Raw genomic sequence first — 26,824 nt, forward strand, 5'->3', positions numbered from 1 at the left:
CCTTTGTAAGAGGGTGGAGTTTTTTAATCCATTTTAATGGTTCGCCATCGGCTTTTCTATTTTTTAGGGTCGGGCATCCGGGGCAGGGCTTCAGGGTGAATGACCCGGGCGGCGGCGCGGAGAATGGATTTGAATGTGCGGAATTTGACGCGGGCGTAGGCCGCTTCCAATGTCACCCATTCGATGGCGTCGTGTTCGTGGGAGATTATGGCCTCTCCTTCCTTGCTTTCAGCGAGAAAAAATATGACCTCTCGCGGGATGGCCTTTCCGGCGCGGTACATCGTATACCTATTTACGTGCCGGAATCCTGGGAGGAAACGAATATTTTTCAACCCCGTTTCTTCGAATACCTCGCGTCGCGCGGTCTGCTCTTCATTCTCTCCCCGTTCCATCCGTCCTTGGGGGGATCCCCAATTGTGGGAATAGGTTGAGCGCAGCAGCAACACCTTTTTCCCCCGGAACACAATGGCTCCGCAGGATTTCCCGGGGTGGGGTTCGCGGGGGGCAGAGGGTTTCATCCGACACTCCTGAAGGAATCCCGAACCATAAATAATGGGACGGGTGGGGGAGGGGTATAAGGATGACATAAACGGGGAGTTTATAAAGTAAAACCGGGTGCCTTCGGCATGGGAGAATGGGGGTATGGTATATGATTCATTTCGTGGAGGCTGTCAAACGGCCATTGAAGACTAATCCAGTGACCGTGATGCTGGGGGTTTTGTTCTCTACTTTTATTCCCCTCCAGGCATTCGTGCATGGATTGGGTATTGAAGCGGCACGGCGGACCTTGCGCAGCCAGGACACCATGCCCCATTTCGATGATTTCGTAGACGCCTTCCTTACAGGGCTAATGGTGTTCGTGGTCACCGTCCTCTATTTCCTCCCCGCCATGCTACTCTTGGTGGGTGGGATTGCGGTATCTTTTCCTTTTCTCGTGAGCATCGTCTCGCAGATATTATTGTATCCGTTTGCGTCCCTCCAGAGTTTGATGACATTGCTCCTCGGGAGCCCAGTGGTGGGGGGCCTCGTGGTTCTTCTCGGATTCCTGGCCGCCATCATGCTCCCGGTGGGATTGCAATTTTTTGCTCATGACAAGCGCGTGGGGAGCGCGTTCCAATTCTCCAAGATTCTACCGGTTATCGTGAGCCCGCACTATTGGATCACCTGGCTCCTCATGGCCGCCTATGGATTGGTGCTGTTGGGATTAGTGACTATTCTCTCTGCCCCCGGTTTCAGTATCATCTCCCTAATCCTGGCAGGCATCGCCTGGTACATGTGGTGGATGACCTGGTACACCATGATGGGGGAATCCGTCAGGGAAGCGGAAGGGTGGCATGCCCGTTCTCGTGCGACGCATACAACAAGTTTCAAGCGAAAGTTTAAGCGAAAACGATAAATAGGGTAAAATTGGGCGGAGAGCCCCTCCGCCTTTTCCCAAAAAATAGGAATTTTATTCGTCCGATGCCGCCGCTTCGGTGGCTTCTGGCGCTGGTTCGTCATTGGTTTCGATGACTTCCCCAAAGCTCACCTTTCCCCGCACCGCGGTGACGCGCACCTTAACGTGCTGTCCTTGCTGGGTGTTGGGAACCACGATGACGAATCCTTGGACCTTGGCGATGCCATCCCCTTTCTCGCCGATGCCTTCGATGACCACATCATAGATGTCGCCTTCTTTCACGGGGACCGGGCCGAAGTTCCGGCGGGGTCGATCGAAATCCATTCCATTCTCTTCATCCATATTGACTGACCTCCAATGGCAAGAAAGGGTTTTGCACAAAACCCCCGAAAAGGGTGATCCAATTGATAGGGGCGCGGGGGAAAGGGGTGGGTAAACAGAAGAAGGCTAATGCGGGCATGTGAATCCATTCAGGGAGGGAATTATACCTATACGCCCCCCCGAGGCTTATAAAACCGCGCCGTTCCTCATGCCGGCTGGAACCGTTTCTTAGGTTTGGGAGGCTCGGGCACGGGCTTGGATGGGGAGATGATGAACAAATACACCCCGATGCTCACCAGGAGGACGAGTAATGAGATACCCCACCCCACCCAGGGATTGGGGTGCACCACTTGGAGAGTGGCACTCTGGCACCCGGCTGATAACGTGGGGTTAGAGGCGGAGGTGAGCGTGCATCCCAGTTCATACGTGCCGGCTTCTGAGAAGGTGACGGTGAACACCCGGGTTTCCGCCCGCGCGGGGTGGAGGAGGGGAATGATGAGGGTTTCCGGGGCGATGCGTTCTCCCGGGGTAATGGTAAAAATGGCCCGCACGTCCTCCACCGGATCTAACCCATCATTTTGAACAATCCATTCCAATTGAATGGGCTGGCCGGTCTCGATTTGATTCTGGGGGACGAGAAAGGCGCCCTTCACATTGAAGATGGGCGCATCCACATCCAGATAGGCGCGGGTGGATTCCAGTACCTTCTCTTCCCCGAAGATGGTGGTAAAAGTGAGCACGGCCGGGGGCAAAAGGATTTGGACGGGGCGCAGGGGTTTGATGGAGTAAGTAATTACTTTCGTCTCCCCGGGGTAAATCCTTTCCGTGAACCCGGTTTCCCCCTTCACCAGAGGGATGTAATCCAGGGGGTATTTCCGGTAATCCACTTTCACGTCCCCGGGAAGGGTGCCACTGTTGTGTACCTTCACGCTGACCTGGATCTCTTTCCCCAAAATAGGATTGGTGCCCGCAATATAGGTCTCGAAGTCCCCGTTCTGGTCGAAGCGGGGCATCTGATATCGGCCAATGGTGCCGGTCTCTGAAACCAAAATGGTTTGCGTCACCGCGGAAGGGTTCGCGCAGAGGCGAATAGAGATAGTGCTGGTTTGCTCGGAGGCAGGGATAATGACATGATGGGCCGCTCCCCCTTCTACATCGGTGGAAATAATAGTGGCAAAAGGGGTATAATCCTCATTCAGGAATAGGGTGATGTTGGCATCCGGATCGAATGCCGGGTTGAATGTGGGGTGGAGAGTGATGATGGTGTAGTTCCCGTCCCCGAATCCGGGGAAGGGAGCAAATGAGAACGAGGCGCATTGGGAGGTATCGTCAGTGGTTACCCCGGGGAAACCATACGCGGCCAATGGTTCTTCGGCTAGCGTGAGCGCATAGCCCGAACCGCTAATGCTCATAATGAGCAGGATGATTCCCAATCCCCACTTAGGCAAAACGTCCCCCCTGCCGGCGCGTTAATTTATTCCATATGGTAGTGCGGACGACCTTTTTAGGGGTATGGGTTTGGACAATGATAATTTTCTTGGGGGAATAGTTTTTTCGCACACGCATGAGGCAATAACCATTCTCCTCAGCCATGACATTATCATATATTTTGACTTCAGAGTAGCCCCTGGAACGCAGCCTTTTTTCCAATACTTTTGAATCGCACCTCAGCACGATGACCAAATCTACTGGGATATTCATTTCGCAGGCCACGTGCCCTTCGATGATGAGATTTTTTTCTGTTTCCCCGATCAAGTGAATAAGGGCGTCCGCGTACGCCTGGAGGTTCACCTCGAATTCTTTTGTGAGGGCATTCATCTTCCCTAATTCCATTCGTCTCGTGAACGTTTTTTCTGATATGACTTTGGCGTTAAGTTTTTTTCCAAGAAAAGCGGCGTGCGTGGTTTTGCCGGTGCCAGGCGTGCCCGTGATGAGGAGGATAAATGGAGACCTGGTCCGGGGAGGGCGGACCATTTTTCGTACCATAATGATATCCCCTCAAGCGGATCCTTGATAAGGATGCGGGTTGGTTAACGCAGGCGAGGACTTGGTAGAAAGGTTTTTTCACGGGAGTGAACTCGTGTCGACATAAAAAAAGAAGGAGGCGGCCTTCAGGGGGAAGAGACCGCCACCCTTGTAGGGAAGTTATCCCATTTTTCCAGTATGGAAAAACTGGGAAGCGTGAGAGGGTGGGCCGGCGCGCCGATAGGTGGGGTGAACTACCGGGCGCCCATGTCGCCCAACCCGTTTTGCCCATGCGATGGCATGATCTGCCACCAATTGCCCTTGCCGTTCGAGGAGGGTCTCGCTCGGTGTGAGAGTAGAGTGGATGTCATCCGTGGCCTTTCTATTCCTTTGGGGGGGTTTGGGATGCATACTCACACTCCGCCCAGCATATCCCATCGGACTATAAATACTTATCGGAAAAAGAAGGGTAACCCGGGTTTTTTTTCGACTTTGGAGTTTTATCATAACTGAAAAAGGAAAATAGAGGGTAATATGACCCCCGATTCTTGTGTATAATCAAAAAATGGGGAAAAAAAGTTTTGGAATCTCCTTTTGGATAGTGAAAGGCTAAAATAGTCACTATGTAGAATTGACCTAAATACAAAAAGAGTTTGGTTTTATTTGAAATAGGTTATGTAAATAAGTCTTTTTGGCCCAAGAATACCCCGTAATAACAGAAAAAGTAATCGTTAATTAGCGCAGGCGGATAGTGTCCAAATTACGAATGGCCGTGGAGGAAATCCCATATTTCTGGGAGATGAATTTGGCGAAAGCGACTGTTTTGATCTTGTTTCCATGGTCAACGATGATACGCTTGGGTTTGGGATTGAGATTCCGGATGTAGTTTTCCAGTTGTCTTCGATCGCTGTGCCCTGAATATCCATCAAGGCTCTCCACGCGCATCCTGATTTGGAGCTCCTTAGTCTTCCCTTTCTCATCCGTAATGGGAATGGTGCGGATGCCCTGCTGGATCTTGCTTCCTAAACTCCCCATCCCTTGATACCCAGTGAAGGTGAGGGCGTTTTTTTCATCCTCAGCCATACGATGGAAATAGTCCAAACTCGCCCCCCCATTGAGCATCCCCGAGGAGGCCAGGATGATGGCGTTTCCTTTCGCCAATATCTCATCCCGCTCCTTGAAGGTGGCGTTGGCGAATAAGGGACTGGTGAAGGGCGAATCATTCGTTAATATTCGGCGCTGGATGTTCTGGCGAAGGTATTCCGGGTACGCGGTGTGGATGGCACTGGCTTCTTTAGTGAGTCCATCCACGTACACCTTGGCCTCCGGAAGTAACCCTTTTCGATAAAAGTCTTCGATGACCAGCATGACCTCCTGTCCCCGCCCCACGGCAAATACCGGGATGAGCATGTTGCCTCCTTTCCCTAATGTTTCCTGGATGAGGCGTAACAGCTTCTTATCCTCGTCCTCCCGGGAGGGTTGGACGTCATTTTCCCCTCCATAGGTGGATTCGAGAATGAGTGTTTCCACGCGCGGATAGTGTAAATCAAGGGTGTCGAAGAGACGCGTATACCCATATTTCATGTCCGCGCTGTACACGAGGTTATGGAGCCCATCCCCCACATGCAGGTGCACGGAGGCCGATCCCAAGATGTGGGCGGCGTTATGGAAGGTCATCCGCATATCAGGGGAAATGTCAGTGACTTCCCGGTAGTCCCGGGTGATGACATGCTTCAATTCCTCCTTCACATCCTTTTCCGTGTAGGGGGGGTCTTTTCCCTCCCTGGCTACCAGGTCAATATAGTCAAATTGGAGCAACCCCATGATATCCCGCGTGGGCTCGGTGCAGTACACCGGTCCCCGGTACCCCATGCGGAACAGATAAGGCAAAAACCCCTGATGGTCCATGTGCGCATGGGAAATAATGACCGCATCCAATTCAGTGAGAGGGAAATAAAGGGCGTCCAGGTAGGGATAAGGATCGCCCCCCTGGGAAGGGTTGATGCCGCAGTCGATGAGCACTTTAGTGATGGGAGTGTCCACGAGCATGCAGCTCCGGCCTATTTCCCTGAATGCCCCTAACCCGGTGAGCCGGACCCAATCATGTTTGGATGAGGTATCGCGGTAGATGCGTTTGGCCGTCTCTTGGAGAATTTTCTTTCGTTCGGCGGCGTGCTTGTGTAAATGATATCGAATCCCCGTGAGGAATTCGGAGTCCGAGGAGGGAGCGCGGATAATTTTGGGGGTCCACCCCGTCTGGAGGATGATGCGCTTGCTGGTTTCCCCCCCTTTTCCAATCACAAGCCCCGGTTTGTCGGCTTCGATGACCACTTGATGAAAAGGATCCACGAAGGTGATGTTTTTGACTCCGGCTTCGACAGGTACTAACCCCTGGATGGCGCGTTTAGCGTCAGTAGGATCCTGCAAGAGGCTTTTGTCAGAGCGAATGGTAATTTTCTTCTTCAGCTCGAAAGCGATCTTGGCCACGAAATTGGTGGTGCCCCCGAAGAAGGCTTCCGGTTTTTTGGTGTAGAGAATGATTTCTGGCCCTTCAAAATCAATAGAGGTAACCTGGCAGGTCTTGGGCAGGGCATCCTTGATGTGCTTCTCGATGGTTTTCATGTCCATGTTTAATCGTCCTAGTTGCGGCTATTTTTTGCGGCTATTTTATGTGGCTATTTTTTATTTTCCCGTATTTCCGGTGGAGGGGGAATAGGAGGTATGGGATAAGCGTGAGAATGGGTTTTGGGTTGAATCAAGGGTAGAAGTGTTGTTTATTGGTAAGAGGCGATGATCTTGTCCACATCCTTTCGGTCCAGTTCCTGAATTCCTTTGGTGTCAATGACCATGACGGAGATACTATTCCCCCCGGACATGACATCGCGTTTCTTGCTCGCCATAACCGCCTGAACGGCCAATTTGATGGCATCCTCTTTCTTGAGGGTACTCTTGTACTGCGTGTCAAAAACGCCTATGGCGAATTCGCTTCCCGATCCGGTGACGGTGAAATCGTCATATTCGGCCACAGCCCCCACCGCATCCATGGAATAGAGTCGGGGGGATTGGCTGGTAAACCCGCCCATGATGAACTGAACCATGAATGGATAATATCGGTTTCCGTTTAATATATTCGCCACGAACGTGGCCATGGCCTTCGTGGTAATGGGATTTTCCCTTTCTATTTCAAACAGCTTGGCCTGCGATCGCAAATACCTTACGAGTGTTTGGGCGTCTCCCATGCCCCCCGCAATGGTAACCCCTATTTGGTCGGTGAGCTTGAATACTTTTTTGGCTTCCAATTCCCCCGCGAAGAAACCCATTGTGGCTTTCATGTCCGCGGCCAGAACAACGGCATCTTTTACTTTAACACCCACCGTGGTCGTGCCCGTGTGTTTAATGGGCGCCTGGGTCTTTTCCATCATCGCGTTCACGAAAACCATCCCAGAAAAATGAGGAATACACTCATTAAAGAGGCACTTTGTTTAAAAATGGCACGCTTGGTGGGCTGAAATGACTTCTCCCCTTTCTATGGTCAAACATCCACCCCCCCTTTGAGCAAAATCCTTTTCTAAAAAGAGGTCGTTTTTTGATGAAACTTCATCGTAAACACCATTTTTCCGTCAACGCTTTTTCCAACGGAAAAAGGGTTGTTACGATGCCCGCAAAACACCGTTTTGCTTGGTTTCTTAAAAAGTTTCTTTTGATCGAACTTTTTAGGAAAAAGTTCGAATGGAAATAAATAGGAAAACATCTGACCAAATAATCCCATTTTTCTCGGCGGTTCTTGGCGGTGAGGGGCCTCTCTAAAGTCAGGGTTATAGTTTTTGATCGCGTGTGGATTGAAGGTGATAAAATGGAATCCACTTCAACGGTGAAAGAACAAAATGAAAAGACATTTTTTACACTTCCTTCACAAGTCATGAAAAGCTGCAACATCAAACCATTCATGTGTGCGGAAATGAGTTTGAAGGATAAAAGGATTATTTTGTCTTCATTTGAAAAATTGGTTGACTTGAAAGTCAACTTGAAAACAAAGACGCTGGAGATTTTACAAGAATACCGGCGGAGGAATGGATATGCTTCCTTAGATGAAGCAATTACTAACTTTATCGGGGAACATTGGAGTAAGAAAAAAACCAAAACTGTTTACATTTATCCGGAAGGCTTTATTGAAAGTGGATATGAACGAATTGAACAATATCGAAAAGAACAAGACAAAGGCAAACAGTGATGGTATGACCAATGCACTATTTGGTATTGCTTTATATACTTTGAAGGGGGTGGATTAGTATGCTGGTTTCATGGAGCCGCCACGCAAAGTTACGCTTTGCAGAACGGGCACTCCTGTATGGAGTCAACTATGGAGATATTGAATTGGAAATCAAGCGTCAAATAGTAAAAATTGCGGAAGGTAAAAATAAGTTCAAAACAATATTTCCAGTATTGGATGGAAAAATTTTATTAACAGCTGCCAAGATAGAGACTAATGAATATATTCATATACTGACCCTTTGGGAAGCGAGCGAGCACGAGGTAAAGTTATGGAAACAAAAAAAGAAATAGCATGTCATTTATGTGGGGGAAAAGCCTTACTGCGATTTGAAGAATTAGAGTTAGGTGGAGGAAAAGTGGTTATTCGAGAATCACCCTACTATTCCTGCCAAAAATGCAAGGAAGAATTTTCCACAAGCGAGCAGATGCATGAACTGAGTCAGTCGATTAATCAAGCATTTTTCTTTGTCCGACCTATTATTCATGCAGGAAGAAGTTTGGCCGTCACTTTCCCTGCGGATTTGGTGCAATTTTCAAACCTAAAAAAGGGAGAAAAAATCTGTATTATCCCTGAAGGAAAACGGGAATGGCGTGTCCAAATAACCCATTAACCTTTTTGAGGGTAAACATTTCATTCCTATACGAATATTTACTTTTTAAGAGAATGAAACAGAAATACAGCTAAACCAGGGGATATAAACGAATCATGATCCGACGGCCTGAAACGCTTTATTTTTATCAACAACCAGTAATCAATGCATTTGTTGTTGATCCCGAAAAAGCCAGGGAAGAAGTCCGCCAATCCATGCGCAGATTATACTATACTGTCGCCCGAAAGGAAGGATATCTGAAAAAGGGTAACGCCTACTTAGTAAAGCAACTCACGTGAACATCATCAATGCTGCGCGCCATCGTGCATGGTGCCATCGGCGTGCACGTGGGATTCTTGGAAGTCTTTCTTCTCGAACACGGTGTGCACAATCACTTTTTCCACTCCATTCACACTGTCTAATACCAGTTTGGCAAATCCCGGCACGCGGGATTGAACAGTCTGCATCAGTCGGATGGGCAATGTCAATTCGACCTCTTTCCCTTTTCTTTCGACGGAAACCATTTGTCCGGGAAAGGCTTTCTCGCGGAGGGCATCCAGTTGTTCCTTTTCATCGGTATAATGCTTCTCCACCTTGATATCATACGCCACCGCGTGCCCAGCGAAATCCGGGTTGAAGTCCACCCGTACTCGTCCGCCGGAGACACTTTGAACCTTTCCCACCATGTCATTGGCGTTTACAACTGTTCCGGGCGTGGGCGGCACGTTATTTTTCTTGAATTCACTCAAGGGAATCACTTTCACCAATTCGGGGTTGCGGGGTCCGAAGGCCATATCGGGTTCGAGTTCAACGTGGCGTTCTTCCCCTACTTTCATGCTTTCAATTTCTTTCTCCAATCCGGGAAGAACCTCTTGATAGCCCGCAATGACCACGATGGGTGCATACTTCCGCGTGGGAGCAAAAACCCCTTCCTTCTGCGCCACTTCCGCGTGGGTGGTGTCGAATACCTTGCCGGTGACTTTATCTCGACCGGTGAATGAGATGGCGATGATGTCCCCTTTCTGCATGAGATTAAACCCTCGTTTCAGATATAGTGAACCGCCCCCAAAGGCTTTTATGGATGAGTGCGCGTGCCTTTTCCTTGGTTGTCCGGCCCGTTTTTAACCTTTTTCAGGGTGGTGAGGAAGTACACATGGATCATTCTCCCAACCAAACCGAAAAAACAACCCTTCCTGAGGACACGTCCAAAGGTACCCATTCAACCCTCCCACCCATTGAACCACCAACTGCTTCACCCGCTCCTTCTCCCTCCCCCCAGCCGGTTTCATCTCCATCTCCGGTAATGACACATTCCTCATTCAACCGTGCATCACCCAATACCCCTCCCTCAAAGAAACCATCGGCCTTTTCCCCTCCACCCAAAGAAAACGTGGAGTCCTTCTGGAATCCCATGCGCATCGGGGCCGCGGTGATTATCCTGCTCATGCTCCTCTCGGGGGTGGCGGTGTTCATAGGGAGCCAGCAAGTGGCTCCGGGGGATGATAATCCCATCGCGCGTGGCACCACGGTGTACATCGCGGAAGAAGTGGAAGCGGTGGTGCTGCAGACATTTCCATCAATGATTGTCGCGGGCCAGACCAGCGAGCCTGATAAAACTCAATTGGATGCTCCCTTGCAGGTTATTCCGGGGGTCGTCAGTTTAACCTCCCAATACACGCAATCCAACCCCACCACAGGAGAATGGACCTATCGCGCCGATATCGTGTTGACGGCGGATGCGGATAAACAAGCGATTGTGTCCGCGGTGCAGGGTTTGGGATTGTTCAATACGCCCGAAATCTATTTCCAGGCCCTCGTGCGCGTTCCCACCTCCTTGGATACGGTAGACTTGGAAGGCAACCCCCGCAGCCTCACCTTGCCCTCCGCCCAAATCGAAGGATTAGTATCCCCTTTCAGCCAGGTCGGGGATAACATTGCGGGAGGTATTATCATATTCTTCCAGGATGGATCGTTCTTCGGAGCGACGATGGTGGAATCCCAGAATATTACCCGGGCCCCCCAGCCTTTTTTGGCGGAGATAGAAGGAGAGGTCCTCGCCCTCCAGCCCACGTTAAGCGTTACCGGGACGATTGATTACTCCCCTTTGTTCACGCAGGATTATTTGAATAGCGGGTTGCGATCCGTTCCGGGCGTCACTCACGTAGGACAGTTGCTGGCCCCGCAAGTGGATAACCAATTGTTCGTCTCATTCCAGGACGCCAACGCATTAGAGGGGCCCCTTCGTTTGTTCGTTTTGGAGAATGATTTCAAGTATGGGAATCCCCAATTCTTTTCTAATGGATTCACGGTGGAGCTACGCAATGTCACCGTGGCCCAAGCCAAAGAGGAGTGGCGCGAGGCCGTGAACGCGGCCGCCAACGCCACCGTTCCCATGGAGTTTCAGGCCCCCCTTACGTCTTTCCTCATTGATGTGAATACATCTTCGGAAGCTAACATCGGGCAGACGGCTCTGGCATTAGAAATGTATTTTGCGGGGTGGGATGCCAATGTGGACGCACAGGTGTACCAATCCGCGACGCTGGGGGCCCAAGAGGTATTCATTCCCGATTACAATATTACTCTCCCTATTCCCGCGGGAACATTCCCGGGGGTGCTCCTCCCCGGACATGGGGTGGGGGATATGGTGATGGTCGTAGTGAATGGGGTGCTCATTGGCAATGAGATTGTTTTCCTTTCGGGAGTGGAAGACCCGCCCGAAGGGACACAGGTTTAAAAACGGCGATTTAGTCTCCCAGTGGAGAGGTGAACGTATGTTGTTCCAGGACACAGGATTATTGGTCATTTTCATGGGGCAGGTGGTTTCCATCGCCCTCGCCATCGTATTACTATACCGGTTGTCCCAGCGACAGGGGCGATAACCCATGTTTCAGAGTCCCGAGCTCTTCATCGTATTCGTGACGCAAGTACTGGTGATTATCCTCTACTTGTCCGCCCTCGTGCGATACACGCGACTCACGGACACGCGATCAACCCATCGCGCGGCATCCCGTGCGAGCCCAGCCAAACACTCATCGGCCAAGCGCAAGATCAGGAGAAAGTCTCGCGTATAGAGCGAAGAGTGTAACGTTCGTTCTACCGATAGCCGAGATTTGAAAATCATTTTCCTCATTTTATTTAAATAATAAAAAAAATATTTATTCAACAAAAAATATTCTCGTATTTTAGCGAATCATGATTATTCGTCTTTCTTGAGCGATGCGATCGCCGCGGCCATGTCCCCGTCGTGGGCTTCCAGGGCGTCTTTGGCCTGTTCTTGGGATACATTGGCTTGCTGCGCGACCAGCGCAATGTCGTCTTCAGGAATGGGTGGAGCGGATGTGGAACCCCCTTCTTCCGTGTGCGCGTCCCCCGAAATAGTATACGTTTTTTGCCCTTTCATCTCCATGCAGTTCACGCTCGGTTGGTCGAAAACTAGTTTGGTTCCATTATCCAATTCAATAGTCACGCGGGCCGCGGAGAGATCTTCGCTGGTGATGCCCATCTGCCGCATCATGGCTTTCATCTGGGAGGGGTTCACCCCACCCAATCCGGGGAACATGCAGGAGTTGGAACCAAAGGGCATAAAAAAAGGGGCCCTTTTTCCCCAGGATTTATAGGGGTTGGCCCAGGAAATGGAGTATGCCCGTGGACGTGATAGAGAGCTATGCCAAGTTCGAGTCGCGTTTCGGTATGGATCCCTTTTTTGTCGCGGATTCCCCCAAGGGAAGGGCCATCCGGGAGTATTTTGAGCGGAAAGGGGTGTTGCAGGTGGAAACAATGGCCCCTGGATCGTGGCCCAAACTCATCTACCCTTCCGAGGAGAAGATCGCCGCCCGCCTGCGCGAGTTGGAAGGGGAATATGCCAAACAGCGGCGGATCAAAGGGGAATGGGAATGGACGCGTTTCCGCACCCGCTCGCATGGGGTGGTGTCTCATGTGAAGAAAGTAATGGATCCCTTGTATTGGCAGCATGTCACCAAAACAGTGACCGATAAGTCATATCGGGAGGACGCCAAGCTCATTGATTTGCATTCCCATTTAGTGGCGGATGTGAACTACCGGCCCATGATCCGCGCATTCGTACACAACGAGGATTACCGCAAACAATTATCCGAAACCGTGAAAACGAGCATCGTATACCGCGATCATAAAGGGTTGGGGAAACATTCCAAGGACAAACGGGCGTTACAGTTGCAGGTCTCCGAATCCCTTTTGAAAAAGACAGAAGTTCATTTGCGTGAGCTCCGGGACCAGGTGTTCGTTTACCGCCAGCTGTTGTCATGGAGCCGGGAGGGGAAGGAATAAATTAGGGGTTGCTTTTTGACAAATATGAATATTCCCCGTTGCGTCTTGATCGATGAAAAGGCATTCGATCGCATGACCCCTAAACCCCCGATAATAGGGAAACATAGGGGGATAGATGGACACCTGTATGTCATAATCGAAGAACGCCGCCTGATAGAGTTAAACCTGAATGTCGAAGGACCCGTGATTCGATTGCCCAGGGAAGTGGTGGAAAAACTCAAGGATCCAAGGCCCGGAGAACCCTTCCATATTCGCGGCCCAGGAGCGCCTGCAACCATTTTCCATGAACGCCGCCGTCCCAAGCCACCTCAACCCACCCGGCGGCGCATTCGATAGCGGAACCTATGGCGGTTTACCCTTTCCAAATGGTCATATTCTTGACCCGACCCAAGTCGAATGACTCCAAGCAGGAGGTAGTCGTCATGCAGCCCATACAAAAATTCCAAGCCGGCGCCGTTATCGCGAGCGTCTGGAAAAATACGAGCAAAGAAGGGGCGGAATACTTTTCAGTGTCCCTGGACAAGCGCTATAAGGATGCGCAGGGAGATTGGAAATCCTCTTCCTCCTTCAAACCCGCGGATCTTCCCAAGGCCGCGTTACTCATGAACAAGGCTTACGAGTTCATCGTCCTCAAACACGATGCCCCCGTGGAAGCGTGAAGGGATACCCCGGTCTTACCTCCCGGGGCTCCTCCCTAACCCCCCATACATCATTCACCAAGCGCTTTCCCTATTTTGTCTATCATATCACTGGCGTCAGCGTACTCGATGAAAATATTGGATATAATCCGAAGTGAAGAGGAGATTGCATTTCCTTTCCGGTAAAGGCAGATGATTTGAACACCTGAGTGGTCGGCCCATCCTAGTTCGATCCCAAGTCCGGTGGAGGGATATGAAACTTCGGCCAACACATAATGGCAAGTCGGGATAATATCACGAGAGGAAGCAGGCTCCCCATCTCTTTCATGGGGCAGAATAATGTCATGGATTTGATTGAGAGAACTATTACGTAATGGATTATACAATTCGGTCCGAAAATCGAACCCACTCGCGTGCGCCACGTATATTCTCATTTCGATTAATAAGTGAGATATTGTTTTTATATACCCGTTTTGAGCCCTGACAGTAACATTAAAGTATGAAACGCGATTCTTGGGTATGGCTTCCGATTCCTATATCCCTGGAAATTCGTCATCTTCCACGGTCATCTGCACGTTCTGGACCATGGCCAAGCCGGTGGCGGAGAAACTGGATACCAATAAATTTTCAGTCTGCGCCAACCTGTATTCCATGGATGGCATTAACACCATCGCCCGCGCCATTTTGCAAAACCCGCATTGGCGAAATTTGATTTTATTCGGGGCGGATCTAACGCACACTGGGGATATCCTCACCCAATTTTTCGAGAAAGGAATAGAGGAAGATGGAAAAATAGCGGGAACCACCTTCTCTTTCCAGAAAGAGATCCCTCGCGAGGCGCTGAATACCTTGCAGAAAGAAGTGGTGGTGCATGATGCCCGCGGGAAATCATTTGAAGAATTGATCCAATTGGTCAACGGGCTGAAAAACAAACCTCCTTTCGCCGATCCACAAACTTTTCCCGAACCACAACCCCCGGAGATCCAGACGTTCCATTCTGAAAAACAGGGCTTCCTCATCCGCGCTCCCACCATTTCCCATGGGTGGTTGCAGGTGTTGGATATAATCCTTAAATTTGGGGAGGAGAAACCAACCGAATATGGGAACCAGATGAAGGAGTTACTTAATGTCCAATGCATCATCGAGGGGGATGATGAAAACATCCCTGAATTCCTGCCATTTACTCCACGTGATCTCGAGGACTACACCAAAAAAGTGCTCACCCCGGAGGTGCCGCCAAACGTGGCCTACACCTATGGTTCGCGTCTCCACGCGTGGCCGGGAGAACAGCCCATCGATCAAGTCCAGTATATGATCGATTACTTGAAGAAAACCCCCCATACGCGTCGAGCGGTCGCCGTGACATGGCACGTGGGAATAGATATGGTGGATAAGAACCCACCCTGCCTGACGGAGATTATTTGGTCGGTTTCCCATGGAAAATTGCATCAGACCTGTTTGGTTCGGTCCCATGATATGTTCGAGGGATGGCCGCTCAACCTTTTCGGTTGGCGCGAGCTCCAGAAAAGAGTGTCACGGGAAACGGGTATTCCTTTGGGCTCGCTCATCGTGCTGTCCACGAGCGCCCACATTTATGACACCAAATGGGAGGAATCCAAACGCATCCTGCAAAAATACTATCTCCCTTCCGCCTACCGGTTCGACGCGGATCCGAGGGGGAATTTCGTCATCCAGATAGTGGAGGGGGAGGGAGAAAAGGCTATCCAGGTACAGCACTTTACCTTCGACGGTCAAAAAACCCAATTCGTTTTCGAACCATCCAAGAAAGCAGAAAAGCAAGCCCTGGAGGAGTTGTTCACCCGGCTCGCCCATTCCAACCTCGTCTCGCGACAGGACCACGCGTACTATTTGGGGGCCGAGTTGCACAAGGCGATGATAGCCATCCGCTTGGGAAAAGAGTATCACCAGGACAAGGAAATCCTTCTCTGACTCCGGCGGCCCACCTTCCAAATGGTTTAATGGAAGAAGTCCCCTCAATAAAGGCCACCATGATGCATGACATCCCCCTGATCGTGAAAGAAGCCAATGGGTTTGACCAATTCAATCCCATGCAATCCGCGGTGCTCGCGGCGCCGTGGCAGAAGCAATCCCTTCTCGTGGCCTCTCCCACCGCTTCCGGAAAAACCATCATTGCTGAGCTCACCGGATTGGAAAGCATTCTCAACAAAAGGAAAAAAGCCATGTATACCTGTCCCTTGCGTGCGCTCGCCAGCGAGCACCATGCGGATTTGAAGAAAAAATACGCTCAAAAACTAGACATCAAGATGGCCGTTTCCACGGGGGAAATGGATTCCTCTTCCAAATATCTTTCCAACTATGATTTCATTTTTACCACGTATGAAAAATTGGATTCATTGCTCGTGCACCAGGCGGATTGGCTGCAGCAATTAGGGGTGCTCATCATCGACGAGATCCATGAATTGGATTCGGACCGTGGTCCCACGCTCGAAATGGTCATCACCAAGCTCCGAATGATCAACCCATCCTTACAGATAATAGGATTGAGCGCCACCATCCCTAATGCGGACGAGGTCGCGGCCTGGCTGAAAGCGGAGTTGGTTCAATCGAATTACCGGCCGGTTCCCTTGAAGGAAGGGGTGCATTATGACGGAACCATTTTTTTCAAGGGCGATGAAAAGAAATCCCTTTCAAAAGAAGACCCCCTTGAGGGGATCATCGGGGATACGCTCGCACAACGGAAGCAATCACTGGTGTTCGCTAACACGCGGGCGCGCGCGGAAAGCCTGGCGAAGCAAACGGGAGGGTTGGTGGCGCCGTCCTTGTCTCTGGTCGAAAAGAAATCCTTGGATCGAGTGGCGGTGCGCATCGAGAATGCCCTTGAGAGCCCGACCGCGCAGTGCCAAAAACTAGCCTCATTCGTCAGAAGCGGGGTCGCTTTCCACCATGCGGGTTTGGTGCAGCGCCAACGGGAATTAATAGAAGAGCATTTCCGAGGGGGGCTCATCAAGACGATCTGCGCCACTCCCACGTTGGCCGCGGGAGTTAACACTCCGGCCTTCCGCGTCATCATCACCTCGCTCCACCGGTATGATTTCAATGGCCTGAATCCCATTCCCATCCGTGAATACCGCCAGATGAGTGGTCGCGCGGGTCGGCCTAAATATGATGCGGCGGGGGAATCCATTGTTCTCTGCAAATCCGAAGCGGATGCCGAGGAGGTCATGACGCGTTACATCCTGGGAGAAATGGAGCCCATACAATCCCGTTTGGGAAGAGAGCCCGTGCTTCGCATGCATCTCTTAGCGCTCATTGCCAGCCGCTACGTGTCGGATACTCCCACCCTGGATAATTTCTTTTCCCGCACATTGTACGCACACCAGTTCAGGCAGATGGACATGCTGCAGCGCATGCTCCAAGGGCTGGTGAAGGAATTATATGAATTGGGTTTCATCGATGGGGAAGAAAACAGGTTTTGGGCCACACCGTTGGGAAAGCGGGTCGCGGAATTGTATTTGGATCCCCTCTCCGCGAATGCGGTTATTCAGAAGCTCCAGCGAAAGGATTTGGATATTTTCGGTGCCTTGTATACGATGGTCGACACCACCGAATTGCGCCCTTATGTAAACGTGTCCCGCAAGAATGAAGCGGCATTATGGGAGCAATTCCAATCCCGCACGGACGAAATACCTTTGGATGGGGAAGAGGCTTTGTTCACCGACATGCAACTCCTCGAGAAATTCCAGACAACCAAGTTTTTCGAGGCATGGATTAACGAGATGGGGGATCAGGAGATTTTGGATGAATTCAGGCTTCAGCCCGGGATCATCCGAACTAAACTGAGGAATGCGGATTGGGTAATGTATGCCATGGTGGAATTGGCGCCTCTCGTGAAAGCCCAGGGGCATGTGAAAATGCTTTCCAAGCTGCGGAAACGTCTCCTTTCGGGGATCAAAGAGGAATTAATTCTCCTCTGCGAGCTTAGGGGGATAGGAAGGGTTCGCGCGCGGCGCCTGCATAACGCGGGCATCACGAATGTGAGCGATGTCAAAAACGCCCGGGCCGAAGACCTGGCCAAGATTATCGGCCCCGCCCCCGCATTGGGTGTGAAAAAACAGCTTGGGGACACCATTCAAAAAGGCACCCAAAAAACCATCGAATCCGCCATGCGGGAGCAGAAGACGCTGTTCGATTGAAATCCAGATATATTTAAATTAGTCCTCGATATAAATATACCAAATGAGTACTACCATTATCACCCGCGCGGTCGATGAGGACGTGGAAAAGGCTTTCCGCCAATTTGTGGCGCGGAAGTACGGTACCGAAAAGGGAGTATTAAGCAAGGCGACCGAGGATGCCTACAAAAAGCTCATGGAAGAAGACTTAGTAGAGTTTCATCGGCGACGCGCCATCGAAAGGCTTGAAAAAGGGATTAACATTGGGTTCAAAGGATACAAAAGTAGGAGTGAACTCTATGAATCCCGACTCAAAAAACAACTTCCTCGACACTAATATCATTGTTTATGCTTTTGATCCCACCGTATCAGAAAAACATACAGTAGCTAAGCGAATAGTTGAACAAATAACCAAAGGAGAGACAACCGCTTGTATCAGTAATCAAATTTTAGCTGAAATGTCATCCGTATTATTGGGAAAAACAATGGAACATAAAGAGCAGGTCCGACAATTTGTTGAATCTATTCAGCATATTCCGACATGGCAAATAGTACACTACACATCAAAAACAATTGAAACAACCCTTCAAAGTATTGAGAAACAAAAAGACTTTTGGGATAACTTAATCGCCCAAACCATGCTTGAAAACGGCATCACCAAAATCTACACGGAAAACACGAAGGATTTTTCAAAAATAAAGGGGATTAAAGCGGTGAATCCGTTCAGGTGATTTTATTTTTATTTAAAAGATAAAAATTCAATATCTTCTTAGTTCCATTGCTCATTTTTATTTTATCCCCTTGATTCCACCAGACCAAATATTTGATTTCGTTTTTTGGTCTTTCATACCCTTTAGGCTTAATCAAAAAAACCTTATGATTCACACTAGTATTTACTTCAAACAAAAATTCACAAGAAACAGTTTCTAAATCAGTCTCTTCTTCTAATTCTCTTATCGCGGCCCTCCTCCTACTCTCGCCTTTTCCAGCCCCGCCACCAGGAAGCATAAAAGTCCGATGTTTATCGGAAGCGAGTAATATTCCTTTTCCAGGAATATCCACAATAGCAGTGCCCCGTCTTCGAGTCATATTTCATTCCGGAAATTTATTTTTAAGTTTACTAAGTCTCACAGTTTGATATTAAGCCAATTTACCTAAACCATTGTTTGATGTTCAGCCATATCTGAACTCCGAGTATACCAATTATTAAAGAAAAATTTGTCGTTGAAAATGTTTCGGCATTAACGAAGTAATTGTAAAGAACCCAGAAAAACAGGAAAACCTGAATAAATTTAGGAATTCTACGAATATGGAAAAGCCGATGACGCGTATGGTCGTTAAAATGTTTAGGTGGGTGTCCGCCATTAGGCATATGCCATAAATCTATCAACACAATAAAAAACTTATCTTGTAATGAGAAAAATAGCCAAATCTACCCCGCAAATTCCTTTTCCAGCACTTCCTTGATCTTCTGCGCATCCACTTTGAGTTTGATGAAGCGGGTTTGTCCTTTGACCCCGGGGCCGGAGGCCGTAGTGACGATCAGCCCGTACATCTCCAGCTGGTTGATGTATTCCCGGTACCACCGGGCGCTCACCGTGTCGTCGAAATTGAATTTTTTGGCGGTGCGCTCGTATTCCTCATATACCTCTCCCGAATACAAAACCCCCTCCATGCGTTCCCCGGAGAGGGTCTGCACGGGTTTCTTGTGCTGGGTAAGGGCGGCGATGGTGTATAGTACCAGTTTCTCGTGATCAGGGAGCACAGTAACGTGTTCCAATATGATTTCCTGCTCCACCGAGGCCCGCGCCGATTTCACGTGCTGGTCCATCACTTTAGTTAGGTGTTGATCGTCCGCGAGTTCTCCGGCGCGCAGGAGTAGTTTGATGGCGGTGCGCGCATCCCCGCTCTCTTGAGCCGCGAGGGCGGCGGCCAATGAAATGGCCCCATTTTCCACCGCGTCCTTCTGAAATGCCTCTTGCACGCGCTGTTCGAGGATGGTGCGCAACTGCTCCGCGTTGTAGGGAGGAAATATCATCTCCTGCTGGCACAATGAGGATTTGGTGCGGGGATCCAAGGCGTCCTTGAAGAGCAAATTGTTGGATATCCCAATGATGCTGATTCCCCCCACCTGCAATTCGTCATTGCTCCGGGTGAGGGCATAAATGAGTTCGTCCAAGTCGCGGACTTTGTCCAATTCATCCAAGACGAGAATAAAATGGGTGGATGTTTCCCGGACGAATGATATGAGCTTCTCGTAGAGGTAGGCGGCGGAATATCCTTGAAAGGCCCTATCGGGCTGATCAGGAAAGAGTTCCCGAAGGGATTTGAGCAATACTTTGTATTTCTTGTTGTGGGTCCGACAGTTGATGTAGACGTGGCGGATTTTGAGCTGTTTCTGCTGGGCGAATAGGAGGAGCTCGTCCATCACATGCTTTGTGGTCGATGTCTTACCCGTGCCGGGTTTGCCATAGATGAATAGGTTGTCTGGTCTCTGGCCCCGCAAGGTCACCGCCACAATCCGGCTGATGCTCGTCTGCTGGTCCTCCCGGAAAGGAAGATTTTGGGGGGTGTAATGGGGCATGATCTTATTTCTATCTAGAAAAACCGTGGGTTTAGAGAACTCAGCTTCGAACATGTTCTGCAAACCCATGGGACCAACCTCCCAGGTAGAAGGAGCCACAACCTATTTAACGCTCAAGGGTTCGCCTTTCGAAAGACAGGTTTAATAATGCGTAAAGCGTAATAGGAAACAACAGTCCTTTTGATTAGGAGAGGGGGTATCCATAATGGGCTTTTTAGACAAAGTATTCACCAGCCAGACCGAACAGGTCGATGTGGAGGAATTCCTCAACAACATGGATGTGGAGGAAGAGGCGATCGTGGAGGATGCGGACGCCTATGTTAAATCCGTCACCCTAAGGGGGGTTGAGGACGTTCGCGCCATCGAGCATGAACTCAAGGAAGGAAATTTGGTCTTGATGAACATCGAGGACGCCCAGAAACGCAACCCCAAGGGATTGCGAGATTTGGTGGTTTCGGTGAAAGACGTGGTTTCCCAGATAGATGGGGATATCGCGGGGATCGCCCAGGGAAGGCTTTTAGCCACCCCGGCCCGCGTCAAGATCATGAAGCGCAAGAGCACCGGTTTTCAATAATAGCCTCATTGTTTTGAGGGAGGGCCCCATTCCAGGAATGGCGCCCCACCTTTCTTTTTCACCATCTCCTTTTTCTACCCTGATTTGATTTCCTTCCCGTATAATGAAAGATAAAATGCCCCACTTGCCTCCGGTCCTTTCTCTAGAAGAGGCCATATCCCTTGTGGAGGATGAGCTCGCGGCCAATGAATGGCATGACGTGGAGGTGCCCAAACCCACGTTGGAGTTTGTCCCCTATTTCATTTTCCATTTTGATTTTTTCGTGGAATCCCAAGATAGTGAAGAAGGGAGGAAGGGCGCCCGGCACGTGGAAGAAAGCGTGGAGGGGGTGTCAGCGCTGAATGCGGTGACCAATAAATTGGAGGGGGAGGTCGCGGATCGTTTGGAGCTCGAACAGGTGGCCGAGGAATACACCCATCCTAAGAATGTTCACGTGACCATCAAACAGCCCCGCTTCGAGAAGGAGGAGGTCAAACCCTCCGTGCAGATCAAGATCGCGGCCCAGGAACAAGTACCCCGGGGCCATGTTCATATCTCTGGATTAATGTTAGTGTATTTTCCTTTCTGGAGGCTCACTGTGGACCTAGACGGGGAAACAACCTCTTTGCGCATGGATGCGGTCGCGGGGGAACTGGAAGGAGCGGGAGAAATCATCCCTTTCCGGGGGAAGACGCGGGGCGAGGTGTTCAAGGAAACCCTTTCGGATCTGCGCTCGGCCTGGAATTGGGTGCAGTATACTCGCGAACTTTTTCATGATGTATGGGCCACCCTCAACCCGAATGCTCCCAACCCGGCTAACTATTGGTTGATCATCTACTTCCTTGTAGCCATCATCCTCATCCTATTAGCCATCGGCCTGATTCCCACTTCATAATAAAAAAATAGTTTGCCATCGATAATGACTCATCTCGGATAATGTTCAGCGTGAATCGGCCGCCGGGAGGGTGTAACCCTCCCTCGTCCCTCGGGGCGCACGCTCGAAAGCGTGCTTAGGCAAACTCGAACAATGATTTCTGCGTCTGTTTCTCAGGGGGAAAAACCGCGTCGATTTCTGTTTCCGCGAGCTGGATGCGTTGCTTAAGATATTGGGATAAGTTATGCGTATGGATAATTTTCTTGGCGATCTCCAGGTATTTGCGCACGCTCCCTTGGGCAATGGTGAGGATGATGTTGCCATTCTCGCATTTCTGGCAGTTTCCCGTGAGGGGAATGCGGCGGTATTTGGCGTTGCATTTGGTGCAGCGGAATGTTTGTCTTGAAAAGGCCCGCGTGTTACCAATGATATCCGGAAACAGATGCGACACCACCACCCGTTCCATGGAATCGATGAAGTGCACGGGGGCCAATCGGGCTTGGAGCTTGGCCTGGGCCTGGAGCTTGTCATCCATGCTCTCCAGGCGGGTATAACTGCTTTGCGTGGGCCCCCCATCAAACCGGGGGGTAGGATGAGTGAACCCGAGTTGGGTGTATTGGTCTTCGTTACCCAGCTTCAGTTTCACGATGGGTACATCCGATATTTTTGGTTCCGAATAGAGTAATGTTTTCTCGTAGAATGATACTGGATATCGAGTGCAGGTTTCCATCTCGTACACCTCATCATCAATTTCCTGAGGGTTCAGCGCGAGGGTGAACACGAGGGGGGCGTCCATTCGTCCACCCCGGGAGTGGGACAAGTAGGAGTGGGAGAAATTGAGCAAGGCGTCCATGAGGAGCATCACCGAATCCTGATCCCCGTCCACGTTTCTTCTTTTGCACATAATGAAGTAGGGGTGTCCCCACCCCAAACGGGATTTGGTAAACCCGATGACGCGTCCCACGATCCCGGCGCTCGTATGAGGGGCGAGGCCGATGACCAATTGGCCGATGACATCCTCTTTGGTTTGGGCGTTGAAGTGGGGGGGCAGTTTGTAGAATTTGGTCAGCAGGTCATCCGAGTATTTCATGGCGCGCAATAGCCAATCCCCACACCCTTCATTTACTACAATATCCTGGGGGAATAATTCCACGAGCTGATCCCCTTTCTCCAGAGGATTACCATGCATGTCATGCGAATACCCCAGCGCATGCGCCCGATCGATGCTCATCCCCAATTCGTCGGGGTAGAAATGGGTGAGCGGGGCATTCAATAGTTCAAACCGACTGGTACCATCCCGGAATACATGCAAATCGTGCTTGGCGCGCAAAATCCCTTTTTCAAGAGGCTCGGCTTTCTTGGTGTCGGAGATAAGTCCTTTCACTCCTTTCACGGGCTCGGGGATGCGTTCCGAGAGATTTTTAGCGGCCCATTCGAGGTGCTCCCGCACATCCACCGAATGCGCGACCCCAACCTTCGTAGGAGAGCCGCACCGGGAACAAATGGGGGTGAGGGAGAGGGCGCCACATTCTTTATTAGTGCATCCGAGTTGGGCGATGGTGATTTGGTCACACGGCACGCAATGCTTGGAGGCCATGAGCCGGTGGCAGGTGGGGCATTCGTAGAGGGCGATTTCGGTGAGGACCTTTCCGGTGGATGGGTTAGTTGTGCGTGTCTTACTCATGACGAGTCCGGCCGCCCGGTTGATGCTGCGCGTGTTTCCTCCCGCGATTCCAATAGGAAAGAGGACGTGGGGGTTGCCCTTCATCGTGCGGGGGGTGGCCGCTTCCGGTCGCCCCATGCGTCCTCCGGAGAATACTCCCGCCCGGTCCAAGATGGGAATGCCGGCAGCAGTTGAAAGGAGATCAAGCGTGTTTTGGTCTTCGGCCGGGAGAGGGAGGGGGTGGCGAAGAAATAGGCGCAGGGCCTCTGACACGTCTTCGTCGAACACCAGTTTCTCATTATTTATCCTATGAGGGATTCCGGCGCGTTCCAATAGTCGTTTCAGAGTAGGAGGAAGGAGAAGAAGACCCATTCCCATCACGTCATCATTCGCCGCGCGGATGGCCGCCACTATTTCCCGTGTTTCCTCCGGGGTCCAGATGCGGTAAAACCAGGTGTGGTGGGGGTGGAGGGGAATAGTGAGTTGTTCCGATATCGCAATAGCGTCTTGTATTGAGGGGGTTTGGAATGGATTCTGGAGATAGGGTTGCGTGTCCACCCGTGTTTTTTTTCCCTCGTGTTGCGCGCGTTCAACGAGACCCACCCACCATTCGGGAACAAAGGGGCTGGGGACCAATGGGTGCGCGGCCTTCCTGAAATCCCCGATGGTGATGAGCATGTCTCCCAGGAATAGGATTTTTTCCACGTGAGGTCGAATGGCTTGGGCATCAGGGAGGGTGTTCACTTGTTTCACTGTGCCGTCCTTGAGGAGCACCGTGGGGCCATCAATGCTTTCCACTGGAAATATCTGCGCGGCCTTCCCTGGCCGTTCGATGCGCATGTGCGTTCCCACGGCGATGAAATCATCCAGAATATGCATGAGAGCAGGATTGAAGGCTTTTCCAGCGATTCCGGTGTTTCGGCTTCGGCCATACCGGATGCGGAATCCCCCCCACTCCAAGGGGTAGGCGAGCAGGGGTCTCCCGGCCGCGACCCCTTCTAGGTATTTCCAGTTGGGTTTCATCTCCACAATCTGATCGGCCTTCTTCTCCACTTTGATGAATTTTTCAAGGAAGCTCCAATCCAACCCCAGGCGCTTGGCCCACGACATCACTTTCTGGGCCTTCAAACCCAATCCTTCGGTTACCACTAATCCCATGCCCCCTCGGATACGGTTGCTGGGAATACGAAGAAGGTTGCGGTGCGCAGTGACCTCCATTTCTTCCGTGGGAATGCCATTGATGCAAACCGGGCATCCCGATACGATAATCCTAATTTCATCCAGGGAGAGTTTAATTTGACGGGACACGATGTCGGTTTGGTAAGTATTGACTTCCTCCGCGTAGCGTTCCACTTCCTCTGGAGTGGGGGTGTAGGATCCCAGTTTCAATAGTTTTTGGGCGTAATCCCCCAGGATGAGAGGCAGCACGGCCGCGCTTCCTCCCGCGGCACGGATGGGTCCGGCGAAATAGATGTCCACGTATTTGGTTCCATCAGTATTGCGCGTGAGCTTCACATAAGGCAACCCGTCCAGGGGGGCGACCACCACCCCTTCCGTCATGATGACCATACAGGTCTTGATTCCCTGCTCCACCCGTTTCTCGTCATCCGGTTCAATATACCACCCTTCCTCCTGGAGAACGATTTCCTTGAAAATGGCGAACAGGGCGTCCATGCGGTCGTTGTGAATAACCAATAATTCCCTGAAACGCTTGGCCACTCCCGGGGGACCAGTGAGCTTCTCAGTGCGATCCGCCAAATCCGTCACGGGGATGCATTCCACTTGGGAATCGACATCGTATCCCGTAGCGCGGGCCTTAGTAGCTATTTCGAATTGGGTGTTTACCTCCTGGATGAGGCCATTGAAATACGCGCGGGTGCGGGGGTCTGAAGTAATATCCACGTGCAGGGTCATGGCATCCCTTCCAGGAGGGGGAGGGGGGCGTCTTTGTCAAAACGGGACTCCCTGAGAGTGGCGTCCTTGAAGAAGAATTGGGGTACTCTTCCGGGGGTGTTGATGAATCCCTTGCTCGCCGCGTAGGCGGAGGTGGTTTGCCAGCACCCATTGTTGACGATGGTGGTGCCCCGGTATTGGGAGTAGGCGTTGTAGTGGTTGTCTCCTCCGATGTAGATGTCGGGGTGTTCGCGCACGAGCATGTAGGCCTTGGGTTCGGGGGCATACGGGTGTTTAGTCCCATACACGCTCATCAAATCCCGTTTGATGAGCAATTCCTTGATGGCCTCTTCGGGTTTGGTGGGGGAAATGTTCAAGGCGAACATGGTGCCGATGAGGCCGGAGCCATGGTAGATGAGCGTTTTCTGCCCTTCAATCTCCACCCATGCGGGGGAGGGGAGGAAGTGGAAATTTTTCATTCCGTAGAGGCGGGGGAGAAACTCCTTCATAACGGGAGGTTGAGGGTCGTGCCAGCGGCAGGGGTCATGATTTCCGGGGGTGATGAATACTTCCAAGTGTTCGGGGAGGGATAATAGGTAATCCTCGAATTGGCGGTACTGCTCATAGATGTCCTTTACTTCCAATTCATTTATCTGGCTGGGATATACCCCTATTCCGTCCACACAATCCCCCGCGATTACCAAGTATTTGAGTTTTCCCACACGGAGCTGTTCGCTGGGCGAACCTACCTTTCCATTGGTCCATCCCACGAACTTCTCGAACCAATCCCTAAGAAAAAGTTTGCTCCCGATGTGGATGTCGCTCGTGATCAATAATCCCAGATCCACCTCACTAGTTTTAGGTTTCCTTTGGGGCAGGTCCGGCCAATCGAAGTCAGTGACAATGAGCAATTCCCCTGATCGGGCGCGCTTGCATTTCATTCCAATCACGTCATCCTGGGTGATGCGCCCGGCTTTGCGGATCAATTCATCTTGGTTAGAGGGAATGAGGGCTTTGGCATGCCCATCTAAATCTTCAATGTCCAGGAGGATGTGGCCATTCTTGGTGGGTTTATGTTCGGTGACCATGACGACGAGATCGAATTCCGCATCCCGGCCGAGGCGGTCTATTTTCCCAAGGGATTTGGGGGAGTAGCCCCGCGCTTTTAGTTCCCCGGAGAGAAAGGTGTATTTGTCCTGGAAGAGCTGGAGGAAATCCAGGGCTTTCCCTTTGGATTCGGAGGCCCCGTCATAATTGAGGTGGTGCAAAATTTTATAATTGGCCGAATACTCGGTGGCCAGGGGTCTGGGGTTGGATACGGTTGATTCAAGGGTATTGGAAAGCGTGTCCTCCGCGGGGGAGTGGGACAGTTTCCGTTCCACGTGCACGCGGGAAACAAAAAAAGTGTGGTCGCGCGCGAGAGCGGCGAGGATGGGGTGAAAGTCCTGTTGCGCTAATAATTCAACCGCATCGGGGTGAAGAATCAACCCATGCGTGTCGGCCGCGGCAATCAGCTCTTCTTTCCTTCTGGAAATATCTGGCGACGCGGGAGTAGCCTCGCGAGGTGGATTTTCCCGTGAGGGGGTTAGAATGGATGTTTTTTCGGTTTCCACGAG

At 50.9% G+C, this 26,824-nt stretch carries 30 protein-coding genes; 16 read left to right on the forward strand and 14 right to left on the reverse strand.

What is annotated here, in order from left to right; genetic code table 11:
* Positions 1-56: 56 nt before the first annotated feature.
* A complete protein-coding gene (locus Q8P05_04920; GenBank protein ID MDP2666809.1) occupies positions 57-587 on the reverse strand; it encodes an NUDIX domain-containing protein in 531 nt (176 codons plus the stop codon).
* Between the two features lie 62 nt (positions 588-649).
* Here Q8P05_04920 and Q8P05_04925 point away from each other — a divergent pair, with 62 nt between their 5' ends.
* Positions 650-1,396: a DUF4013 domain-containing protein gene (locus Q8P05_04925; GenBank protein ID MDP2666810.1), complete on the forward strand. Its 747-nt coding sequence runs from the start codon at positions 650-652 to the stop codon at positions 1,394-1,396.
* Positions 1,397-1,450: 54 nt separating this feature from the next.
* Here Q8P05_04925 and Q8P05_04930 read toward each other — a convergent pair whose 3' ends face one another.
* The 6 genes from Q8P05_04930 to Q8P05_04955 form a co-directional block, all read right to left on the reverse strand.
* Positions 1,451-1,738 carry a TRAM domain-containing protein gene (locus Q8P05_04930; protein MDP2666811.1) on the reverse strand — a complete coding sequence of 96 codons (288 nt, stop codon included), beginning with the start codon at positions 1,736-1,738 and terminating at the stop codon, positions 1,451-1,453.
* A 185-nt stretch (positions 1,739-1,923) separates the two neighbouring features.
* Positions 1,924-3,165, reverse strand: a complete 1,242-nt coding sequence (locus Q8P05_04935; GenBank protein ID MDP2666812.1) for a hypothetical protein — start codon at positions 3,163-3,165, stop codon at positions 1,924-1,926.
* A complete protein-coding gene (locus Q8P05_04940; GenBank protein ID MDP2666813.1) occupies positions 3,158-3,703 on the reverse strand; it encodes an AAA family ATPase in 546 nt (181 codons plus the stop codon). The genes Q8P05_04935 and Q8P05_04940 overlap by 8 nt, the downstream gene beginning before the upstream one ends.
* A 159-nt stretch (positions 3,704-3,862) precedes the next feature.
* Positions 3,863-4,093, reverse strand: coding sequence for a hypothetical protein (locus Q8P05_04945; protein ID MDP2666814.1), 231 nt, complete (start codon positions 4,091-4,093; stop codon positions 3,863-3,865).
* Positions 4,094-4,417: 324 nt separating this feature from the next.
* Positions 4,418-6,310, reverse strand: coding sequence for a beta-CASP ribonuclease aCPSF1 (locus Q8P05_04950; GenBank protein MDP2666815.1), 1,893 nt, complete (start codon positions 6,308-6,310; stop codon positions 4,418-4,420).
* Between the two features lie 146 nt (positions 6,311-6,456).
* On the reverse strand, positions 6,457-7,101 hold the full coding sequence (locus Q8P05_04955; GenBank protein ID MDP2666816.1) for a proteasome subunit beta: 645 nt from the start codon (positions 7,099-7,101) through the stop codon (positions 6,457-6,459).
* Between the two features lie 434 nt (positions 7,102-7,535).
* Between Q8P05_04955 and Q8P05_04960 the strand changes: the two genes are divergently transcribed.
* The 4 genes from Q8P05_04960 to Q8P05_04975 all read left to right on the forward strand — a co-directional run bounded on the left by Q8P05_04960 (position 7,536) and on the right by Q8P05_04975 (position 8,843).
* The gene (locus tag Q8P05_04960; protein MDP2666817.1) at positions 7,536-7,913 is read left to right on the forward strand and encodes a hypothetical protein; all 378 of its coding nucleotides are present in this window, start codon (positions 7,536-7,538) and stop codon (positions 7,911-7,913) included.
* Positions 7,914-7,972: 59 nt separating this feature from the next.
* Positions 7,973-8,245, forward strand: coding sequence for a hypothetical protein (locus Q8P05_04965; protein MDP2666818.1), 273 nt, complete (start codon positions 7,973-7,975; stop codon positions 8,243-8,245).
* Positions 8,224-8,565: a YgiT-type zinc finger protein gene (locus Q8P05_04970; protein ID MDP2666819.1), complete on the forward strand. Its 342-nt coding sequence runs from the start codon at positions 8,224-8,226 to the stop codon at positions 8,563-8,565. Before Q8P05_04965 ends, Q8P05_04970 begins: the two co-directional genes overlap by 22 nt.
* A gap of 95 nt (positions 8,566-8,660) precedes the next feature.
* The gene (locus tag Q8P05_04975; protein MDP2666820.1) at positions 8,661-8,843 is read left to right on the forward strand and encodes a hypothetical protein; all 183 of its coding nucleotides are present in this window, start codon (positions 8,661-8,663) and stop codon (positions 8,841-8,843) included.
* A 6-nt stretch (positions 8,844-8,849) separates the two neighbouring features.
* Here Q8P05_04975 and Q8P05_04980 read toward each other — a convergent pair whose 3' ends face one another.
* Positions 8,850-9,572: a peptidylprolyl isomerase gene (locus Q8P05_04980; protein ID MDP2666821.1), complete on the reverse strand. Its 723-nt coding sequence runs from the start codon at positions 9,570-9,572 to the stop codon at positions 8,850-8,852.
* Positions 9,573-9,697: 125 nt separating this feature from the next.
* On the opposite strand from Q8P05_04980, the gene Q8P05_04985 reads away from it, so the two are divergent.
* Together Q8P05_04985 and Q8P05_04990 are read left to right on the forward strand one after the other, a co-directional pair.
* Positions 9,698-11,278, forward strand: a complete 1,581-nt coding sequence (locus tag Q8P05_04985; protein MDP2666822.1) for a hypothetical protein — start codon at positions 9,698-9,700, stop codon at positions 11,276-11,278.
* Between the two features lie 148 nt (positions 11,279-11,426).
* Positions 11,427-11,615 (forward strand): hypothetical protein, encoded by a 189-nt coding sequence (locus Q8P05_04990; protein ID MDP2666823.1) that lies wholly within the window; start codon positions 11,427-11,429, stop codon positions 11,613-11,615.
* 125 nt (positions 11,616-11,740) lie between these two features.
* Here Q8P05_04990 and Q8P05_04995 read toward each other — a convergent pair whose 3' ends face one another.
* Positions 11,741-12,103, reverse strand: a complete 363-nt coding sequence (locus tag Q8P05_04995; protein ID MDP2666824.1) for a nascent polypeptide-associated complex protein — start codon at positions 12,101-12,103, stop codon at positions 11,741-11,743.
* Between the two features lie 80 nt (positions 12,104-12,183).
* Here Q8P05_04995 and Q8P05_05000 point away from each other — a divergent pair, with 80 nt between their 5' ends.
* From Q8P05_05000 to Q8P05_05010, 3 genes are read left to right on the forward strand one after another with little or no spacing between them, the layout of a single operon-like run.
* Positions 12,184-12,849, forward strand: a complete 666-nt coding sequence (locus Q8P05_05000; protein ID MDP2666825.1) for a hypothetical protein — start codon at positions 12,184-12,186, stop codon at positions 12,847-12,849.
* A 24-nt stretch (positions 12,850-12,873) separates the two neighbouring features.
* Positions 12,874-13,185: a hypothetical protein gene (locus tag Q8P05_05005; protein ID MDP2666826.1), complete on the forward strand. Its 312-nt coding sequence runs from the start codon at positions 12,874-12,876 to the stop codon at positions 13,183-13,185.
* 8 nt (positions 13,186-13,193) lie between these two features.
* Positions 13,194-13,508 carry a hypothetical protein gene (locus tag Q8P05_05010; GenBank protein ID MDP2666827.1) on the forward strand — a complete coding sequence of 105 codons (315 nt, stop codon included), beginning with the start codon at positions 13,194-13,196 and terminating at the stop codon, positions 13,506-13,508.
* Positions 13,509-13,558: 50 nt separating this feature from the next.
* On the opposite strand, the gene Q8P05_05015 is transcribed toward Q8P05_05010, so the two are convergent.
* On the reverse strand, positions 13,559-13,921 hold the full coding sequence (locus Q8P05_05015; GenBank protein MDP2666828.1) for a hypothetical protein: 363 nt from the start codon (positions 13,919-13,921) through the stop codon (positions 13,559-13,561).
* Between the two features lie 85 nt (positions 13,922-14,006).
* Here Q8P05_05015 and Q8P05_05020 point away from each other — a divergent pair, with 85 nt between their 5' ends.
* Genes Q8P05_05020 through Q8P05_05035 form a run of 4 tightly spaced genes read left to right on the forward strand, consistent with a single transcriptional unit; the run spans position 14,007 to position 18,372 of the window.
* The gene (locus Q8P05_05020; protein ID MDP2666829.1) at positions 14,007-15,437 is read left to right on the forward strand and encodes a thymidylate synthase; all 1,431 of its coding nucleotides are present in this window, start codon (positions 14,007-14,009) and stop codon (positions 15,435-15,437) included.
* Between the two features lie 59 nt (positions 15,438-15,496).
* Entirely contained in the window at positions 15,497-17,662 is a 2,166-nt protein-coding gene (locus tag Q8P05_05025; protein ID MDP2666830.1) for a DEAD/DEAH box helicase, read from the forward strand.
* 43 nt (positions 17,663-17,705) lie between these two features.
* The gene (locus Q8P05_05030) at positions 17,706-17,978 is read left to right on the forward strand and encodes a ribbon-helix-helix domain-containing protein (GenBank protein ID MDP2666831.1); all 273 of its coding nucleotides are present in this window, start codon (positions 17,706-17,708) and stop codon (positions 17,976-17,978) included.
* Positions 17,941-18,372 carry a PIN domain-containing protein gene (locus tag Q8P05_05035; protein ID MDP2666832.1) on the forward strand — a complete coding sequence of 144 codons (432 nt, stop codon included), beginning with the start codon at positions 17,941-17,943 and terminating at the stop codon, positions 18,370-18,372. The genes Q8P05_05030 and Q8P05_05035 overlap by 38 nt, the downstream gene beginning before the upstream one ends.
* Here the strand turns inward: Q8P05_05035 and Q8P05_05040 are convergent.
* Positions 18,365-18,730: an NUDIX domain-containing protein gene (locus tag Q8P05_05040; protein ID MDP2666833.1), complete on the reverse strand. Its 366-nt coding sequence runs from the start codon at positions 18,728-18,730 to the stop codon at positions 18,365-18,367. The two genes, Q8P05_05035 and Q8P05_05040, sit on opposite strands and share 8 nt — an antisense overlap.
* A 343-nt stretch (positions 18,731-19,073) precedes the next feature.
* Positions 19,074-20,294: an AAA family ATPase gene (locus Q8P05_05045; GenBank protein MDP2666834.1), complete on the reverse strand. Its 1,221-nt coding sequence runs from the start codon at positions 20,292-20,294 to the stop codon at positions 19,074-19,076.
* Positions 20,295-20,430: 136 nt separating this feature from the next.
* Here Q8P05_05045 and sepF point away from each other — a divergent pair, with 136 nt between their 5' ends.
* Both sepF and Q8P05_05055 read left to right on the forward strand, forming a co-directional pair.
* Complete coding sequence (gene sepF, locus Q8P05_05050; GenBank protein MDP2666835.1) at positions 20,431-20,799, forward strand: cell division protein SepF; 369 nt, start codon at positions 20,431-20,433, stop codon at positions 20,797-20,799.
* Between the two features lie 103 nt (positions 20,800-20,902).
* Positions 20,903-21,673: a hypothetical protein gene (locus Q8P05_05055; GenBank protein ID MDP2666836.1), complete on the forward strand. Its 771-nt coding sequence runs from the start codon at positions 20,903-20,905 to the stop codon at positions 21,671-21,673.
* Positions 21,674-21,788: 115 nt separating this feature from the next.
* Here the strand turns inward: Q8P05_05055 and polC are convergent, their stop codons facing one another.
* Positions 21,789-25,229: a DNA polymerase II large subunit gene (gene polC / locus Q8P05_05060; GenBank protein MDP2666837.1), complete on the reverse strand. Its 3,441-nt coding sequence runs from the start codon at positions 25,227-25,229 to the stop codon at positions 21,789-21,791.
* Positions 25,226-26,821 (reverse strand): metallophosphoesterase, encoded by a 1,596-nt coding sequence (locus Q8P05_05065; GenBank protein MDP2666838.1) that lies wholly within the window; start codon positions 26,819-26,821, stop codon positions 25,226-25,228. Before Q8P05_05065 ends, polC begins: the two co-directional genes overlap by 4 nt.
* Positions 26,822-26,824: the final 3 nt, after the last annotated feature.

This window comes from Candidatus Diapherotrites archaeon (assembly GCA_030688545.1).
Lineage (GTDB): Archaea > Iainarchaeota > Iainarchaeia > Iainarchaeales > VGJJ01 > VGJJ01.

Coding starts and splice junctions, on each gene's coding strand:
- Q8P05_04945 (MDP2666814.1), bottom strand. CDS start 4,093: ATGCATCCCAAACCCCCCCAAAGGAATAGAAAGGCCACGGATGACATC.
- Q8P05_04970 (MDP2666819.1), top strand. CDS start 8,224: ATGGAAACAAAAAAAGAAATAGCATGTCATTTATGTGGGGGAAAAGCC.
- Q8P05_05000 (MDP2666825.1), top strand. CDS start 12,184: ATGCCCGTGGACGTGATAGAGAGCTATGCCAAGTTCGAGTCGCGTTTC.
- Q8P05_05025 (MDP2666830.1), top strand. CDS start 15,497: ATGATGCATGACATCCCCCTGATCGTGAAAGAAGCCAATGGGTTTGAC.
- Q8P05_05005 (MDP2666826.1), top strand. CDS start 12,874: ATGAATATTCCCCGTTGCGTCTTGATCGATGAAAAGGCATTCGATCGC.
- Q8P05_04920 (MDP2666809.1), bottom strand. CDS start 587: ATGTCATCCTTATACCCCTCCCCCACCCGTCCCATTATTTATGGTTCG.
- Q8P05_04940 (MDP2666813.1), bottom strand. CDS start 3,703: ATGGTACGAAAAATGGTCCGCCCTCCCCGGACCAGGTCTCCATTTATC.
- polC (MDP2666837.1), bottom strand. CDS start 25,229: ATGACCCTGCACGTGGATATTACTTCAGACCCCCGCACCCGCGCGTAT.
- Q8P05_05010 (MDP2666827.1), top strand. CDS start 13,194: ATGGCGGTTTACCCTTTCCAAATGGTCATATTCTTGACCCGACCCAAG.
- Q8P05_05055 (MDP2666836.1), top strand. CDS start 20,903: ATGAAAGATAAAATGCCCCACTTGCCTCCGGTCCTTTCTCTAGAAGAG.
- Q8P05_04990 (MDP2666823.1), top strand. CDS start 11,427: ATGTTTCAGAGTCCCGAGCTCTTCATCGTATTCGTGACGCAAGTACTG.
- Q8P05_04955 (MDP2666816.1), bottom strand. CDS start 7,101: ATGGAAAAGACCCAGGCGCCCATTAAACACACGGGCACGACCACGGTG.
- Q8P05_04975 (MDP2666820.1), top strand. CDS start 8,661: ATGATCCGACGGCCTGAAACGCTTTATTTTTATCAACAACCAGTAATC.
- Q8P05_04925 (MDP2666810.1), top strand. CDS start 650: ATGATTCATTTCGTGGAGGCTGTCAAACGGCCATTGAAGACTAATCCA.
- Q8P05_04995 (MDP2666824.1), bottom strand. CDS start 12,103: ATGTTCCCCGGATTGGGTGGGGTGAACCCCTCCCAGATGAAAGCCATG.
- Q8P05_04960 (MDP2666817.1), top strand. CDS start 7,536: ATGGAATCCACTTCAACGGTGAAAGAACAAAATGAAAAGACATTTTTT.
- Q8P05_04980 (MDP2666821.1), bottom strand. CDS start 9,572: ATGCAGAAAGGGGACATCATCGCCATCTCATTCACCGGTCGAGATAAA.
- Q8P05_05020 (MDP2666829.1), top strand. CDS start 14,007: ATGGCTTCCGATTCCTATATCCCTGGAAATTCGTCATCTTCCACGGTC.
- Q8P05_04930 (MDP2666811.1), bottom strand. CDS start 1,738: ATGGATGAAGAGAATGGAATGGATTTCGATCGACCCCGCCGGAACTTC.
- Q8P05_04950 (MDP2666815.1), bottom strand. CDS start 6,310: ATGGACATGAAAACCATCGAGAAGCACATCAAGGATGCCCTGCCCAAG.
- Q8P05_05015 (MDP2666828.1), bottom strand. CDS start 13,921: ATGAGAATATACGTGGCGCACGCGAGTGGGTTCGATTTTCGGACCGAA.
- Q8P05_05035 (MDP2666832.1), top strand. CDS start 17,941: ATGAATCCCGACTCAAAAAACAACTTCCTCGACACTAATATCATTGTT.
- Q8P05_05045 (MDP2666834.1), bottom strand. CDS start 20,294: ATGGGTTTGCAGAACATGTTCGAAGCTGAGTTCTCTAAACCCACGGTT.
- sepF (MDP2666835.1), top strand. CDS start 20,431: ATGGGCTTTTTAGACAAAGTATTCACCAGCCAGACCGAACAGGTCGAT.
- Q8P05_04985 (MDP2666822.1), top strand. CDS start 9,698: ATGGATCATTCTCCCAACCAAACCGAAAAAACAACCCTTCCTGAGGAC.
- Q8P05_05040 (MDP2666833.1), bottom strand. CDS start 18,730: ATGACTCGAAGACGGGGCACTGCTATTGTGGATATTCCTGGAAAAGGA.
- Q8P05_05030 (MDP2666831.1), top strand. CDS start 17,706: ATGAGTACTACCATTATCACCCGCGCGGTCGATGAGGACGTGGAAAAG.
- Q8P05_04965 (MDP2666818.1), top strand. CDS start 7,973: ATGCTGGTTTCATGGAGCCGCCACGCAAAGTTACGCTTTGCAGAACGG.